The organism is Njordella calcicola (assembly GCF_056494125.1).
Genome location: NZ_CM151396.1, coordinates 5,597,188 through 5,614,184, shown reverse-complemented (window position 1 = coordinate 5,614,184; position 16,997 = coordinate 5,597,188). Strand labels below are relative to the sequence as shown.

The window sequence follows — 16,997 nt, the reverse complement described above, 5'->3', positions numbered from 1 at the left end:
TTACAAACTCCAATCCCCTCACTCTATCACTGAGATCATGTTGTTTCAAAAATCACTCGCGGTCGCTTTATCGGCTTTTTCGCTTTATGCATCTGTTTCGAATGTTTGCGGCCAGGAGCCCGCTTCACTCAAAGAGGCGGTCGCCGGTCGATACAAGATTGGGGTTGGCGTCAGCGATAACATCCCCACGCGTCAGAAAGATTGGGCGTTGCTGACCACTCAGTTTGAAATAGTGACCCCTGAAAATTCGATGAAGACACAAAGCGTCCATCCGCAGGAAGGTGTGTTCAACTTCGAAACCCCCGACCGCTTTGTCGAATTCGCGAAAGAGCACAACCTGGACATTGTTGGTCACTGTTTGGTGTGGGCTAAAGATGACCGCACATCGCAGTGGTGGCTGACCGATGGCGAAAAGCCAACTTCGAAAGAAAAGTTGCTCCAGCGCATGAAGACTCACATCGACACCGTGGTCAGTCGTTATGCCGATGATGTCTCGATGTGGGATGTGGTGAATGAAGCGCTTGATGACGGCAGCGAAGGCTACTTGCGAGATTCGGTTTGGACACGGACCAGCGGCGAAGAGTTTATCGTCAAAGCGTTCCAGTACACCAAGGAGAAGGACCCTACGGCGCTGCTGATTTACAACGACTACAACTGCGAGTATCCAGGCAAACTTGAAAAGACGGTGCGGCTGCTCAAGTCGTTGAAGGAGCAAGGGGCGCCCGTCGATGCACTGGGTATCCAAGGCCATTTTGAAATCGACACGATTAAATTTGCGGATCTGGAGAAACTGTTCCAAGAGTGCCGCGATCTAGGCATCAAGGTGGTCGTTTCGGAATTGGATATCGACGTTGTACCGCGATCCCGATGGTGGGCTGACGGAGGCAAGTATCGCGATGAGATGTCGAAGATCGATCCGTACAAAGATGGCTGTCCGCCTGAGATTCTCCAGCGACAAGCAGAGCAGTATGCTCAATTATTTGCCTTGTTCAATAAGTACGAAGACGTGATTGCTCGAGTCTCATTTTGGAATCTTCATGACGGCGAAAGTTGGCTGAACTACTTCCCATGGGATCGCACGAATCATCCGTTGCTGTTTGATCGCGATGGTGCTCCCAAGCCAGCTTACCAAGCAGTACTTGATGTACTGAAGAAATAGAAAGTCGAGCCACTTCACACCGCATGAAGGTTAAACGTCTGCCGGAAGATTTCCAAGTCGAAGAACTTAGCGAGATTGAATACGGTGCCAATGGAAAGTTTGCGCTATATCGATTAGAGAAGCGTGGCATTGGTACCTTGGAAGCGATCAATGCCCTTCAGCAACGTTGGAAGTTGGCGCGGTATCGCTTGTCCTGGGGAGGGCTCAAGGACAAGCATGCGGTGACGAGCCAGTTCTTTACTATCGCTGGTGGGCCTAACCGAGGATTGCAACAATCCAGCTTTAGTGTGGAGTGTTTGGGATACACCTACAAGCCGTTCCAACCTCAAGACATCACTGGCAACCGATTCGAACTCGTGCTGCGGAATCTCACGGATGACCAAGTCCGAGTTGCGGTGGAGGCGATGCCGATTCTAAAAGAGGTTGGTGTTCCCAATTACTTTGATGACCAACGCTTTGGCTCGGTCAGCTTACAAGGTGAATTTATTGCTGACCCGTGGATTCGGGGTGACTACCAGCGAACGCTGTGGTTGACCTTTGCAGAACCGAACGCGTTTGACTCCAGTAGTGAAAAGCATGAGAAAGCGATCTTGCGCGAGCATTGGGGCGACTGGAAAACATGCAAAGAGAAGCTCAGTAAATCGCATCGTCGCAGCATCATTACATTTTTGAACGATCGACCTGGCGACTTCAAAGGCGCCTGGGGGACAGTCAACAAGGACTTACGGAGTTTATATCTGGCTGCGTTCCAAAGCCAACTGTTCAATGAACTATTGTCGGAAGTTATTCAGACGCTAGCCGCGCAGCAAGACGTGCTCATGTTGCCATTGAAGACAGGCCAAGTCGCATTTCCGGTGCGGCTGGAACGTTCCGTGATAGAACAAATGGTTGCGTTGGAGTTGCCTTTGCCGTCCGCTCGAATGACGATGGAAGATATTCCTGACTCGTTGAGTCGTGAGTGTTTGACCCGCGTGCTGGCGCGGCGTGATTTGGAGCTTCGGCAGATCCGTACCAAGCACCCTAGAGATAGCTTTTTTTCCAAGGGGTTTCGCGCTGCCATCAGTCCGCTTCAGGGCTTGGAGTACGAAGTGATCGACGACGACCTGCACGCCGGGCGCAAGGGGCTGAGGTTAAAGTTTGACTTGCAACGCGGCTCCTACGCGACGATGATCGTCAAGCGGTTGGGGATGGAAGAGCCGTTCGTTGGAAACGTCGAGGAAGATTGATCGGCCTGATAAGCAGGGCCAGTCAGTTTTTGAGTCTGCGCGATTAGCCGGAATGCGTTAGCATCGGTTCTCTTGGAAACCGTGCGCTAACGCTCAACGGCTGATTGACCTGGATTTAATAACTGACTTGCCCTGGCCTGATAAGGCAACCGCTCGACTCTAACGGGCTTGTCGGTTATGGCGATTCAAGCATGCCCTGTGTAGGCGGCGCGCGTGGATGACCGAAGAGTGCTCTATGTAGACTGTTTACGGATTGCGCATGCAAAGGGAATTGCATCGATAATGCTAGCCAAGCCTAATCTTGATGTACGACTCTGTAAGCTATTGCTCACTGTAATCGTCTCGCTTTCGATTTTCGGTTGCAAAGTCGGCCCAAACTATCGCCGGCCGCCAGCGATGGTGCAAACCAACTGGGCTTTAGCCGAACACCCCAGGCTGCAGGGCGAAATGGCATTGCTGCCGGTATGGTGGCTGCATTTTCAGGACGAGACGCTGCATGCACTGATTCACGATTCCCTGTCTCAAAATTTGACGCTACGTGAGGCGGGCCAACGAATTCTTGAGGCGCGAGCCCGTCGCAATGCCGTCGCAGGCAATCTATATCCGCAACTTCAAGTCGCAAACGGCTCGTACAGTAAGTCCAGGCTGAGCACTAATACGGCAAACTTCTTCAGTTTTCCTGGCGTTTTCACTCCCGATATTCGCCCTGAGAATTGGTCGGTTGGAATGGCGGCTAGTTGGGAGCTTGACTTCTGGGGCAGGTACCGTCGCGCGATTGAATCAGCCGATGCCAATGTCGGAGCGACGTCGGCGATCTATGATGAAGCACGCGTCATTCTCGTCGCCGAAGTGGCGCAAACGTATATCGAGATGCGGACGTTGGAGAATCGGATCGCGCTGGCAAACCGCAATTTGGAGACGCAGGAGCAAACTCTCGAGATTGCCAAACAGAAGCGAGAGGCTGGCTTGGGCACGACATTGGATATCGCTCAAGCGGAAGCCATTGTTGGCCAGACCGGCGCGGTGCTGCCCGATTTAGAAATCCTGCGGCGACAAGCGAACAATCGATTGAGCGTACTGCTTGGCCGACCTCCGACCGATCTGTCGTGTGAGATTGGATGGTCTGGAGCGATTCCGCAGCCTCCAAACAATCTCGCGTTTGGAATTCCTGCCGACTTGTTGCGCCGTCGACCAGATGTTCGCAAGGCAGAGCGGGACCTCGCTGCACAATCGGCCAAGATTGGAATTGCGGAAGCGGAGTTTTATCCGCACATCAGCTTGATTGGTAACATCGGTTATGCGTCAGAAAATTTCAGCGACCTATTCAATCGATCGAGTACCGCTGGTCTGATTTCGCCCGGGTTTAGCTGGAACATTTTGAACTACGGTCGTATCAAAAGCACAGTGGCGGCCGAGCGAGCCGCGTTCGAAGCGCTTTGTCATAACTACCAGAACACCGTATTGAATGCCGCACGCGAAGCCGAAGATGCGCAAGTAGCCTATGTATTAGGATTTGACCGCGCCGACAATTTGCAGCGAGCGGTGATTGGTTCTCAGATTGCGGTCGAAAAGTCGAAGGAGCTTTATGCTGGAGGCGCTTTGGACTACGGACGCATCTATGTCTTGCAATCGCAGTTGTTGATTCAGCAGGACGAGCTAGCCGTCGCTCAAGGACAGATTGCCACTAGTTTGGTGGAGCTGTTTAAGTCGTTAGGGGGCGGCTGGGAAAATGCGTTTGCGACGGGAGCTTTGATTGCATGTGAGAGTCCTTCGCAACCGCCGCTCGGGAGCAGTCTTTCGCAGCCGACGAATCAAGCTCGCTCGACTTCATTTGACTTGTTGCAAGTAAAGCACTACGAAATCGCTTCGGGTCGCATGAACGGAGACTATCCGGTTGCGACACCGTTCCAGCATACCCTAACTCGATAGTAGAGATTCTCTTCCGGTCCTTGATCACTTACTGAGCCATCACGTGCTTATGCACGGGCGCGTCTGCATGTTTCGGCCACGTGTCGGTAGTGGTATTTGAGTCCAAAAACCGAAGAATTCTTCGGGTGAACGCGCAGCATGCGATCGGTCGTAGGCTAAAACCAACGAGATGTGACTAGTACTGCATCAATTGCGATTGATGCAAGATTCTTTCTAATCTCCCGGAGATACCTCGAACAGCGCACCTTGACGGTTGGCATGGTCAAGGAAATGAAAGATTCGACGTCGGCATTAAGGTGTCGCCGGCAAGAGACATTCTTCCCCGCGTTAGCGCAAAGTCACTGCAGTCTACGATTAGAACAGTGTTTCCAGAACTATCGGTCCGTGAAGATGCGCTGCCCTCAAATGACGTGTAGCGGCTGGTATTCTGAAAATTCACCCGCATGGAATAAGGAGACTTGGCCATGTCTCTAGGACGAATAAAAATCCCATTGTCGTAACCTGCGAAGTATTCGTCTTGCGCGAATTGCGGCCGCTCTGTTAACTCCGCGTTGCTATCGGCCGACTCAGTTAGCTCTCACGCCGGTTCAGACCTCAACACAATGATTCAGAATAACTATCGGAAGAAATAGTCCGATTGGTTTAGCTGAAGTAGTTGTGACGGTGTTAACGATTGGACCGGAACAAATCTTACCGAGTTCCAACCGCACTTCAGGACGGGCTGTATTCATGAATTTGCTAGCAAGGAAATAGTTGCCAATTTGCATTCGAGTTTGCGTAATTACCGAGAAACGTTTACATGCGGTAGCATTTTCATTCGATATATTTCGACGGTTTCGCTGATGAGTGAGTACGAACAAGGTCGCCCAAAATGCACTTTACATTTCGATTCGGCTTAGGCGGTGTGTTGGTTGCTGGAGCACTATTATTCGGACATCGCTCCGCGCACGCTCAGACATTCGGTGTTGAACTGCACAACACACTTATGCCAGCCTCCGGCGCAATGGGCGGTGTGAGCATTGCTCGCCCACAAGACTTTTTGTCTGCAGTGAATGGCAATCCGGCGGCGTTGACGCAGTTTCAAGGGACGCAGTTCACCTTCAGCGGCGCATGGGCCGAGGCGACCATGAGTCAAAGTCAGACTGGAAACATCCCTTTTGCAGGGCCACCGTTTGTCGAGCCGTTTTCAGCAACATCTTCTGCACCGGGCTCGGCTGTCGCGAACATTGGAGTCTCGCAAGATCTTAGCGAACTCGGCTTGCCAGCCACATTAGGTATCGGCTTTGTGACGACAAGTGGTGCGCTAGTGAACTACACAGATGTTCCGGAGAGCAATGGTACCAGTAGCGGCCTTTTCGTATTCTCATTGCCTGTGTCGCTGGGCATCGACCTTACTGACAGATGGTCTATCGGGACGTCGGCAGCCTTGGGCATCGGAATATATGACTTCCCTTTCGTTGGCGCAAGCAGCATGACTATGGATTACGGATTGCGTGGCACACTGGGAACGAATTACAAGCTCAATGATTTCAACACAGTGGGTGGTTATTACCAGACGAAGCAGAAGTTCAACTTTGACAATGGATTTGTTTTCAACAACGGACCATTTGATATCACTCAGGATGTAAAACTAGACATGCCTGAAAACCTAGGCTTGGGTTTTGCTAACAGCGCCTTGATGGACGGTCGATTGCTGCTAGGTGTCGATCTGCTTTACAAGTTGTGGGATAACACGGAAACGTTTGACGTAGTTTATGACAACCAATTTGTTGTCCAGATTGGAAGCCAGTTGTCGGTTGGTAGATATCGTTTCCGAGGAGGTTATGTGTGGGCACAGAATCCCATGGATCAGGCCCCGGGACCGTCGATCGGCGGTGTGGTTGAACCAGGTGGCATTCGGGCGGTACGCTACACACAGGGTTTACTTGCAGTCACGGCTCAAAATCGAATATCGGCCGGGGTTGGTGTGCAAGATGTCCTGCCAGGAATGGATGTGGACTTGATGGCGGGCGGCATGTTCAAGGATTCGGAACAGCATGGTGATTTCACCAGTACCTCAGTTCAGAGTTATTGGATTGGCGGTGGTTTAACCTGGCGCTTTGGACGTGGCGCATGTGGAGGAACTGGAGCGGCGAATCAGTGGTGTAGCTTGACGCTCTAGCATTTTTTCCTCGCCGTGCCGACTATCCTAAGAGGGCGTTTTAAGACGAGGGCCGCAGGAAAACCGGCGAATGACGTGCACTTAATCAACGTCCTATTTGTGAGCTGAGTATTAAGAAAAGTTTCGATTCGCAGTTGGCTTGAATCCGACTCTGTGATTGATTTTTCCACTGCTGACCAACGTCGGCATTCTTCGTGCAGTCCCGTCAATGTCCGGATTTATTTCAGCTCGGACAATATTTTCTTCGTGCATTTCTTAATGCGCGATGTCTCAAATTGCCTTGCTGCAATGTGCCCTCTGCACCTCGAACTACACCAATAACGGCGGTACCGTTCCATCAGTTGTAGTGGAGTTTCTGACCTCTCCTTGATGCAGGATCTGTAGCCAATCCACTATCGTTAACCAGCTTCCTTGAGCGGTATTGCCTTTAACGGTTGTGAGCTTTGTAGCTGATCATGGACCGATCATTTTCTTGAAATACGAGTGGGATTTTGTTCTACCTGTCCCGACTCGTCGCTCGGTCATCGGATTGCTTGGTAGGTAACTGCGTTTACCTCAACTTCATTTGGAACAGATCGGTCTGTTCGAATACGTTACGCAGAGTACAGCTAAGGAATAGAAACTTGAGTGGCGAACTAAAACCAATTGCAATTGTTGGCATGGCATGTCGCTTTCCCAAAGGGCTCGAGAATATTGAGGCTTTGTGGAATGCGTTGAAAAATCGCTTCAGTGCTATCGACTCAGTACCTGCGGATCGCTGGACCAAAGAGCGTTACTATTCATCGAATCCAATCGCAAAAGGCAAATCGTATATCCGTCGTGGAGGCTTTTTGACTCAGGATATCACGAAATTTGATGCGAATTTCTTTGGTATCTCACCGCGTGATGCAGAAAACATGGACCCGCAGCAACGGCTATTGCTGGAAGTCGTGTGGGAAGCTTTCGAGAACTCGGGCTTGATATTGCCGGACTATGCAGGACGGCAAGTGGGTGTTTACGTTGGCGGCTTCATGCTTGACCACATGATTACCCAGATGTCGGCAGCCAATCGTTCCGCGATCAATCAAAATACCGCTGCTGGGATGATGATGACCATGTTATCCAATCGTATTTCACATACTTTTGACTTGCGTGGCCCCAGCCTATCCATCGATACGGCCTGTTCATCATCGTTGGTTGCTTTCCATTACGCTTGCCAGGATCTCTGGAACCATCGTACCGAGATGGCGATCGTCGGCGGTTCCAACGTGATGTTGCGACCTGAATACCCGATGGGGATGTGTAAAGGACAATTCTTGTCTCGCGACGGGGAATGCAAGAGTTTCGATCAACGTGGCGATGGTTACGGTCGCGGTGAAGGCGCCGGCATCGTGCTGCTTAAACCGTTGGACCAAGCGATCGCGGCCGGTGATCAAATTTTGGCTACAGTGCTCGCGACGGGCAGCAACCAAGATGGGCGAACGCCTGGTATTTCTATGCCCAGCGGTGAAGCCCAGCGAGCGTTGATCGAATCGGTTTGCACTTCACATCATATCGATCCAAGCAGCATTTCGTATGTCGAATGCCACGGGACAGGAACTGCCATTGGCGACCCAACAGAGACCAGCGCGATTGGAGCTACTTATGGCGCGGCACGTAAGGCCAATGGACTGTCGCCGGTGATTGTGGGTTCGATCAAAAGCAACATCGGACACCTCGAAGCGGCTGCGGGTGTAGCTGGGATTATCAAAGCTACGCTGACCTTGTTGCATCGACAAACAACTCCGATCGCAAATCTGCAAACTTTGAATCCATCGATCCCATTAGCAGATTTGCATGTTCGAGTCTCCGATGAGCTCATTGATCTACCGACTAGCGAGCCACTGCGCATCGCGGTCAATTCCTTTGGTTATGGCGGCACCAACGCGCATGCCATTCTGGAAGCTATTCCTGCTGCCATATCCACTGACCAACCTGTTTCATCCCAAGACAGTCAAATTGTTCCGACGACAACTATCGTGTTGCCGCTTTCGGCTCGTAGCGATAAAGCCGTTGAAGAAACCGCTGCACGCTACGCTCAGCTACTGGACAGCGAGATCGACTTGAGAGATATCGTCTATTCTGCGACGCGCCATCGAGCTCATCTTTCGAACCGTGCCATGGTCAGCGGTCGCAACCGCGCTGAGTTGCGAGAAGCATTGTTGGCCGTAGCAGAAAAGCGCGAGTCACCCAACGCCGTCCGTGGTACGGCTCCTTTCACCGGGATTCGCAAGCCCGTGTTTGTATATACCGGTATGGGGCCACAATGGTGGGCGATGGGGCAAGAATTATATCAACAAAACAAGACCTATCGAACGGCAGTGGAAACTGCGGATGCAGAGTTTCAACGAGTTGCAGGTTTCTCGATCTTGCAAGAGATGCTCAAGAACGAAGAAGAGTCACAAATCACCAGGACTGAGTTTGCTCAGCCCGCCAACTTGATTGTCCAGATTGGTTTGACCGCATGCTTGAATGCAGCAGGCATCTTCCCAGGAGCGGTCGTCGGTCACTCTGTAGGCGAACTGGCTTCTGCTTACTTTGGAGGTGTCCTGTCACTGGCGGATGCCATGCAAGTGGCGTATCACCGCAGTCGACTGCAAGCAACTTGCAAGGGAATGGGCGGGATGTTGGCCGTTGGGCTTAGCCGTGACCGGATTGAGTCACGTATTGCGTCCTATGCTGGCCAAGTTTCTATCGCCGCGGTCAACGGCCCTGGCAATATCACGATTGCAGGTAACAAAGATGCTTTGGTTGATATCGCGATGGAGCTAACTCGCGAGAACATTTTCAACAAGCATTTGGAAGTAGAAGTGCCGTACCATAGCCCCATGATGGATCCCATCATGGATGACCTGAGGTCGGTCCTGAGCAAAGTACAGCCTTCACTGCCAAGCGTTCCGCTCTATTCCACCGTGACAGGTAAACGCGTTGAAGAGGTTGCGTACGGAGCGGACTATTGGCCGTTGAATGTTCGGCAGCCCGTCGAATTTGCGACTGCGATTCAGTCGCTGCTGGAGGATGGCTACAACAACTTTTTAGAGGTCGGCCCCCATCCGGTGTTGGCCACTTCACTTCGTGATTGCATCAAGCAAGCTGGCAAGGATTGTCGCCAGGCATTCACCTTGCGACGCAATATGCCTGAACAGGAAACTCTGCAACGCGGCATGATGAGCGTTTACGCGAATGGCTGCGATATAGATTGGTCGGTCTATGCTGCTGATGGGAAATACATTCCGCTGCCCAATTATGCTTGGCAACGCGAGTTCTTTTGGAATGAGAACGATCGCGCTAAACAAGATCGCATCGCTAGTATTGATTACCCAATGCTTGGGATTCAAGAAGCACCGGGCGTGCCAGCTTATCGAAACGATTTCGATCATGAACCGATGCTGTATCTTCGCGATCACGTGGTATCAGGCGTACCCATCCTGCCAGCGGCTGGTTACATCGAAGCGTTGCTGGAACTGGCGTCCATTCACTGTGGGGATTCGGCCAAAGGTTACGCGATCCGCAACGTCCAGATCTTGGCCCCCATGATCATCAATGCCGAACGTGGGCTTGATTGTGTGACGTCCTACGATCCGTTCACTCGGCAAGCGACCATTCGCAGCTTGGAAAATGGTCGCTTGGGAACCGGTCAGGTACATTTGACTGCGAACCTTTCTGGCTTGCAGATGTTCGAAGAAGGTTGGCTGGATCTGAATCTGCTGCAAGATCGCATGCCGAATACAGAAGACATCAGTGCTTTCTACAAGAACCTGGATCAAATCGGATTGAGCTACGGTCCCGCGTTTCAATCGGTAAAGCGTCTGAGCACTAATACAAAAGCGGATGTCGTTCTGGCTCGTCTAGAAATGATGCCTGAGCTAACCGACAATCTTGATCAGTATTGCTTACATCCGACGTTGCTGGATGCATGCTTCCAGTCACTGATGCTGATGCTCAAGGATTCGGACACTACTTATTTGCCAACTGGCTTTCGGGAATTGTGCGTATACCAACGCAATCTGCCAAGCACGCTGTGGTGTTACAGCGAATGTGTGGAGCGGACAACTCGAACCATCGAATGCCATTTGACCTTGACAGACGATCAAGGAAACGTAGTTGCCACCCTGCGTTCGATGCGACTGACCGCCGCATCAAAACGTGAGCGAGTCGACAATTGGGGAGATCCCGTCAAACGGCAAATCCTGGCCTACGACTGGAAGTTCTGCGAGTCACTCAATGAGCCAAAACGACTTGGCCACTGGCTGGTGATCGGCAAAGACGCAAAGATTTCTGACGACTTGATTGAGCAAATGCAGGGTTACGGTGCGACCATTGTGGGGCAAGCCATCTTCGGTGAAGGCTACAAGTGCCATGACGGTGAATTCACACTGCGATCTGCTAGTGTCGAAGATGCGATACGCATGTTCGATGATGTCGGCGAACTAGATGGAGTCCTTTTCTTGAACGGGCTGACTTCCACCAATGAGTCTGCGGACCCGACTGGTGAGAAATCGATTGCAGAGATCTTTACTATCACGCAGGCTTTAATTGCGAAAGAGATCGAACGCAAACCTCGCATTTACGTGATGACCCAAAATGCATTTGCGATCAAGGATTTTGATACTTCGATTCAGGCTGCTCAAGCTGCCGTCAACGGTTTTGTCCGCGTTGCATACAACGAACTAGACAGCTTTCGATTCAGTTCCATCGATCTGCCTAGCCGCATTTCGGCTCAAGCGATCGAGAACGCGGTGCTGGAGCTAATCTGCGACGCAGATCAGGATGAAGTCGCATTGCGTGGCGCGCTGCGGTTGCAAAGCGAACTGGTCGATAGCGATCTGCTATCGTCGGATTCGATCGTGCAAAGCATGCTGACCGATGACGCTCCAGTACTTATTCGGTCTTTGAGGCCCGAGTTCGAAAGCGTCGGGACGGCGCGCGTTGTCCAAGCGGACGCTTGCGAGTTGGGCGATGACGATATCTTGGTTCGTGTCGAGTCCACGATTATTCCTGTTGATCTGCTGCGAAGTCCCGCTAACGATAGCATTGACCAACCCGTGATTGAGATCGTCGGTCGAGTATTGCGTGTTGGCGCAAACGTCCTCGATCTAAAACCAGGCACTCGCGTTTGCGGTTTCGCACCCAAGGAGTTATCAAGTCATCTCATTGGACTTCGCAATGATTTTCACATCGTCGAAATCGACGAACAGATTGACGCTGCAGCTTTAACTAGCTGGATTGGAAATCAAACACGAGCAAAATTCGCGATTGATAAAGTCCCTTCCAACAGTCCAAAGTCGGCGCTTGTCCTGGCTTCACGTTTTGGCAAAACCGTTGCCCGGACTCTGCGCCGTTCAGGTTACCACGTTTCATTGCTAGTCGACCAGAAGATGGATACGGAGGACGAAATTCTCAAAGAGTTCCCGATCTACTCTGCTTGTCCGCTAGGCCTTGCTGAGGCAGTCCAGTTGGAAACCAGTGGTCGTGGATTTGATATCGTGGCTGTTCCGATGTCAGCTTGGCAGGTGACTTTTGATCTCAGCATGCTCACCGTCGGCGGACATGTCATTGACCTTGACCTTCAGGCCGGGCCCGTCAATTTACCAAGCACAGTTTCAGGCATCTCGCGTTGTGATTATCAAGTGATGTTGCACGATGAAGTTGCCTTTGCGGATGCCATTTCGGAAGCGATCGGTCTGTTCAAGTGTCGCGATTTCACGGCGGAACCATATCTTGAAGTATCGATTGCAGATCTAGCCTGGCGCAAGCTGCCGCTGGGGGATGCGGCCGCGCAAATCGTGCTGAACTACAACACTGCCGGCGGCGATTTACCTGTCGTACAGTCGGAGAATCTTCGCTTCTCGCCCGCAGCGACTTACTTAATCACTGGCGGCTTTGGTGGATTTGGACAAAAGACGGCGGAATGGTTGATCGACAACGGTGCCAAGACCATTGTATTAACTGGCCGAACTGGTGCTGACAATGATGATCGAAAAGCTTTTGTGGCCAAGTTGCAGTCTCGCGGAGCAACGATTGTTGCCGCCGCTTGCGATACTGCCGACTACCACTCGTTGGCCAGCCTGTTTCAAGAGATTCAAGAAACGCTGCCGCCGCTTAAGGGCATTTTCCACTCGGGTGCGTTGATCATTGATCAGCCGATTGCCGAGATGGATCAAGTGACCTTTCAGAAAGTAATGCGAAGCAAGGCGTTGGGTGCTTGGAACTTGCACAAGCTTTCCGAACATCTGCAACTAGATCACTTCGTGTTGTACTCATCGGTCGCGAATTTAGTTGGTAACAGTCGTCAGTCTGCATACAGCGCCGCCAATGGATTCCTGAATGGCCTATCGCATCTGCGACAACTCGCTGGATTGCCTGGTACGAGTGTCAACTGGGGGGCCATCGCAGATGTCGGCGTCGTAGCACAAGACGAGAAGCTCGAGCAGTTCTTGCGTTACACAGGTTTACGCGGCATCAACTCCGAGGAAGGTTTGATGTTGCTGAAGCAAGGCCTGGCACGCAGGGTCACTCAGTTCGGTGTCACCGTCATCACCAACTGGAATGATTGGGCGCGATTTGAAACCCGAGGAGGCAAGTCACCACGCTTTGCTGGTTTGATCGCTGCCGATTCGCAAGGCCAAGACTCATCGACGCGGGATGCGCTGATCGAGGAACTGCAAAAGCTAGATCCAGTCGATCAAGTGGAATTGCTTGCCAGTCTCATCACCGAGATTGTAGCCGCAGTTCTGAAAGCGGATCCAGCCAACATTCCTATGGACAAAGCGATCAACCAATTGGGAGTTGATTCACTGATGGCGACCGAGATCCAAATGTTGCTAGACAGTCAACTAGGACTCAGTATCTCAATCTTGGAACTGATCGGCGATACGACCATTCGAACTCTTGCGGCCAAGTCGCTAAAGACCCTAGGCATGGCGGATTCACTTGCCTTGACCGCTTAGCGAAAACAACCGCCTCGCTGTTTGAACCATTTTGAACTGTAGTTTACTTACGGGAGTTTCCACCATGAACTTTAAATCCAGTTTTGATCGCTTAAAAAAAGGTATGTCACTGGGCACCAACGACGGTTCTGCCGCGAAAGAGCCTAGTTCAAAGCCTGTCCAACCATCGTATTACGATTTTGCACTCTTCCCAGAGTACAAGGATTTTACAACGATGGAGTGGTACTACGACAAACAAAAATATACTCGCAATCAGTTCTTGAAGCATGTCGGCTCTTCCGATGCGACGGTTACGCTTGAGGGACGGGAGCTTATAAACTTCTCTAGCTACAACTATCTGGCGCTCGCTTGTGACCCACGCGTTAAAGACTTCGCGAAGAAAGCCATCGATGATTTTGGTACCAGCACTGGTTCGGGGCGGTCGATTACCGGTGAAGTCGACCTGCACCAAGAATTCGAACGCGAGATCTCTAAAGTCTTGGATACTGAGGATGCCGTTGTTTCCGTAGGTGGCTACAGCACCAACGCGTTTACGATCGGATACTTATGCCGTTCGCAAGATCTTATCATTTATGATGAATTGATTCACAACTCTGCATTGACTGGCTGCAAGATGACGACCGCTCGTCGTTTCAGTTTTCCTCACAATGACTATGACGCATTGGAAAAACTGCTAGCAACACATCGCGACAAGTACGAACGCGTGTTCATTTTAGTCGAAGGTGTTTATAGCATGGACGGAGATATTCCTGATGTGCCAAGACTGATTGAGATCAAGAAACGCCATAAGGCTTTACTGATGGTTGATGAAGCACACTCGATGGGGATCATTGGTCCACGCGGCTTGGGCGTAGTGGATTACTTCAATATCTCCGGTAAAGAGATCGACATTCTGTACGGGTCGATGAGCAAGGCTTTTGGCACTTGTGGAGGTTACGTCGCGGGTGACAAGCCGTTGATCGCAATCCTCAAAAATTATGCTCCCGGAGTATTGCTGTATGGTGCGTCGCCCACTCCAGCCAACACCGCCGCAGGGTTGCGAACATTGCAATTGATGCAGGATGAGCCAGAGCGTGCGCAGCGCGTCCAAGCTAATGCCGCGTATTTTATTGAAAAGGCGAAAGCGGCTGGCCTCGACACCTACAACAGCAAAGACTCTGGCGTCGTGCCCATCATGACACGTGATTCCGAAGTTGCACTTTGGCTATCGATACAGCTTTTTGATGCTGGGATCTGCTCTTTCCCGATGATGTACCCCATCGTACCTCGCGACAAATCGCGTCTCCGCTTCTTTCTAAACACGAATCATACCCAACAGCAAATTGACTACACCGTCGATTGCGTGGCGAAGAAGATACAACAAGCGCCACCGTCCAAGGGAGTGATTTAAGCTCGCAGTCCATGCGTCGCAACAAGATCATGAAACAGATTCAAATCGCAAAATTTGGTCAGCCCAGCGCTGTGGCTCGTTGCGTCGATGTCCCGGATGTCGGCGCACCTGCAGCGTGGGAAGTGGTCGTCGATATCGAAGCATTTCCCATTAATGTTGCCGATCTGGCAATGCTTTCAGGTCGATATGGAGTTTTGCCAAAGCTGCCAGCCACCATTGGTATGGAAGCCGTTGGGATCGTATCCGCGGCGGGCTCTTCGGTTCAGAACCTCGAGGTTGGCGATCGAGTGATCATGCTTGCCAATAACAACTGGGCCGAGCGTCGCAAGGTGGCGGCTACCACGGTTCATAAAGTGCCCTTGGATATCGATCCGATTCAGTTATCGATGTTAAAGGTCAATCCAGCGACCGCATTGATGATACTTGACAACTACGCAGAATTGCAAGCGGGAGATTGGCTGATCCAGACCGCTCCACTGGGCAGCGTTGGTCAATGCATCATGCAGTTAGCCGCGTTGAAAGGCTATAAGACAGTAAACCTCGTACGCCAGGAATCACAGAAGGAAGAGGTGACCAAGTGCGGCGGTGACCTAGTTTTCGAGCACACGGAAGACCTGCCAGCCAAACTAAAAACCATTGCAGGCTGTGAATCGATTCATTTAGCAGCCGATGCAGTGGCGGGACCAGGCACGGCAACCATGGCAGCCTGTTTGGCCGACGGTGGTACCGTCGTAAATTACGGGATGCTGTCTGCCGAACCCTGCATGATCCATCCTGACCAAACCATCTTTCACAATATCTCGTTAGTTGGTTTCTGGCTTTCCAAGACGCTTAACCGACTAAAGCTTGAGCAACGCAATCAACTGTATGACCACTTGTGCTCATACCTGAGCGAAGGCACGCTGCAGATGCGAGTCGATTCTGTTTATAACATTGACTCGATCAACGAAGCCCTTCACCGCGCAGAACAGCGCGGTCGGTCAGGCAAAGTTATCGTCACGGTATCCAAGAGGGGATGAAGCCAAGATGTATAACAGTCCTCGTGAGGTCCAAGACGCCAGTCCCGTTCACAGCCTGCAAAGTCCAAACTATGAACTGGTGAAACCAGTATTTGATACGGCTCCGCAAGCAGGTGAAGTTTGCTTCGTGGCCGACGGAATCTGGTGGATTCGGCTTCCATTAGATGGAATTCAAGACCACGTGAATGCCTATTTGTTGGAGGACGATCAAAGTTTGACGCTCGTGGATACAGGCAGCAATACTGCGGCGTGCATCGCGGCCCTTGATACCGCGTTGGCCAATCCCGCGTTGGCCGACAAGAAAATCAATCGTGTTCTGTGCACACACTTCCACCCTGATCACATTGGCCTAGCGGGGTTGATCGCGCAGGCGGGAGCTCGCTTGGTTGCAACGCGAACCTGTTGGCTACAAGCATGTTTGCTTCAAACAGATGACCGCAGTGTCCCTTCGCAAGAGCAAGTCGAATTTTTACAGCGAGCAGGCTTACCCGCTATGGAAATCGAAGCCTATCGCCGACGAAGGCCAAGCGATTATCCTCAATTGGTTTGCGCGATGCCAAGGGCTTACAAACGAATCCAGGAATCTGAAACGATCAAGATCGGCAAACGGATGTGGACCGTCCATATAGGTCATGGCCATGCGGCTGAACACGCGACGCTGTGGTCCAACGATCTGATTGCCATCGTGGGTGACCAATTACTGCCCAGTATTTCTCCGAACCTCAGCGTCCATCCCAGCGAGCCCGATGCAGACTTGGTCACGGAGTGGATCGACAGTTGCCGTAAGTTAAGTGCGATTTCCTGTGAAGAAACGCTGGTGCTGCCAGGGCACGGGTTACCATTCAAAGGAGCGCGTAAACGGTGCGAGCAGTTGATCGACAATGTGAGCCTACTTCTTGACCGCTTGCTCGAATATCTTTCAACACCACGGACTGCCGTTGACTGTCTGACCGCGGTCTATCGCAGAAGCCTGTTGCCAGCGGAACGATCCGTCCTGGTCGCTGAAACGGTAGGCTTGCTGAATCATTTGCTCAATCAAGGCAAAGTTCAACGCGTTCTGGTTGGCCAACATTATCTGTGGAGTCGTTCTCGTGGGACCGTACGCCCCCCCCACTTCATTTCGGCTTGATCCTCATCTTAGTCAT

At 51.5% G+C, this 16,997-nt stretch carries 8 protein-coding genes; all 8 read left to right on the top strand.

Annotation, left to right across the window (positions count from 1 at the left end; genetic code table 11):
- The first annotated feature begins 37 nt into the window (after positions 1 to 37).
- The 8 genes from SH302x_RS21650 to SH302x_RS21615 all read left to right on the top strand — a co-directional run bounded on the left by SH302x_RS21650 (position 38) and on the right by SH302x_RS21615 (position 16,981).
- Positions 38 to 1,159 (top strand): endo-1,4-beta-xylanase, encoded by a 1,122-nt coding sequence (locus SH302x_RS21650; protein ID WP_479364799.1) that lies wholly within the window; start codon positions 38 to 40, stop codon positions 1,157 to 1,159.
- Positions 1,160 to 1,182: 23 nt separating this feature from the next.
- Complete coding sequence (truD, locus tag SH302x_RS21645; RefSeq protein ID WP_479364798.1) at positions 1,183 to 2,385, top strand: tRNA pseudouridine(13) synthase TruD; 1,203 nt, start codon at positions 1,183 to 1,185, stop codon at positions 2,383 to 2,385.
- A 282-nt stretch (positions 2,386 to 2,667) separates the two neighbouring features.
- Complete coding sequence (locus tag SH302x_RS21640; protein WP_479364797.1) at positions 2,668 to 4,314, top strand: efflux transporter outer membrane subunit; 1,647 nt, start codon at positions 2,668 to 2,670, stop codon at positions 4,312 to 4,314.
- Positions 4,315 to 5,185: 871 nt separating this feature from the next.
- Positions 5,186 to 6,475 carry an OmpP1/FadL family transporter gene (locus SH302x_RS21635; RefSeq protein ID WP_479364795.1) on the top strand — a complete coding sequence of 430 codons (1,290 nt, stop codon included), beginning with the start codon at positions 5,186 to 5,188 and terminating at the stop codon, positions 6,473 to 6,475.
- A gap of 623 nt (positions 6,476 to 7,098) precedes the next feature.
- Positions 7,099 to 13,443, top strand: a complete 6,345-nt coding sequence (locus SH302x_RS21630; RefSeq protein WP_479364794.1) for an SDR family NAD(P)-dependent oxidoreductase — start codon at positions 7,099 to 7,101, stop codon at positions 13,441 to 13,443.
- Between the two features lie 64 nt (positions 13,444 to 13,507).
- Positions 13,508 to 14,833 carry an aminotransferase class I/II-fold pyridoxal phosphate-dependent enzyme gene (locus SH302x_RS21625; RefSeq protein ID WP_479364793.1) on the top strand — a complete coding sequence of 442 codons (1,326 nt, stop codon included), beginning with the start codon at positions 13,508 to 13,510 and terminating at the stop codon, positions 14,831 to 14,833.
- Between the two features lie 29 nt (positions 14,834 to 14,862).
- Complete coding sequence (locus tag SH302x_RS21620; protein ID WP_479364792.1) at positions 14,863 to 15,852, top strand: zinc-dependent alcohol dehydrogenase family protein; 990 nt, start codon at positions 14,863 to 14,865, stop codon at positions 15,850 to 15,852.
- Between the two features lie 7 nt (positions 15,853 to 15,859).
- The gene (locus tag SH302x_RS21615) at positions 15,860 to 16,981 is read left to right on the top strand and encodes an MBL fold metallo-hydrolase (protein ID WP_479364791.1); all 1,122 of its coding nucleotides are present in this window, start codon (positions 15,860 to 15,862) and stop codon (positions 16,979 to 16,981) included.
- Positions 16,982 to 16,997 lie beyond the last annotated feature (16 nt).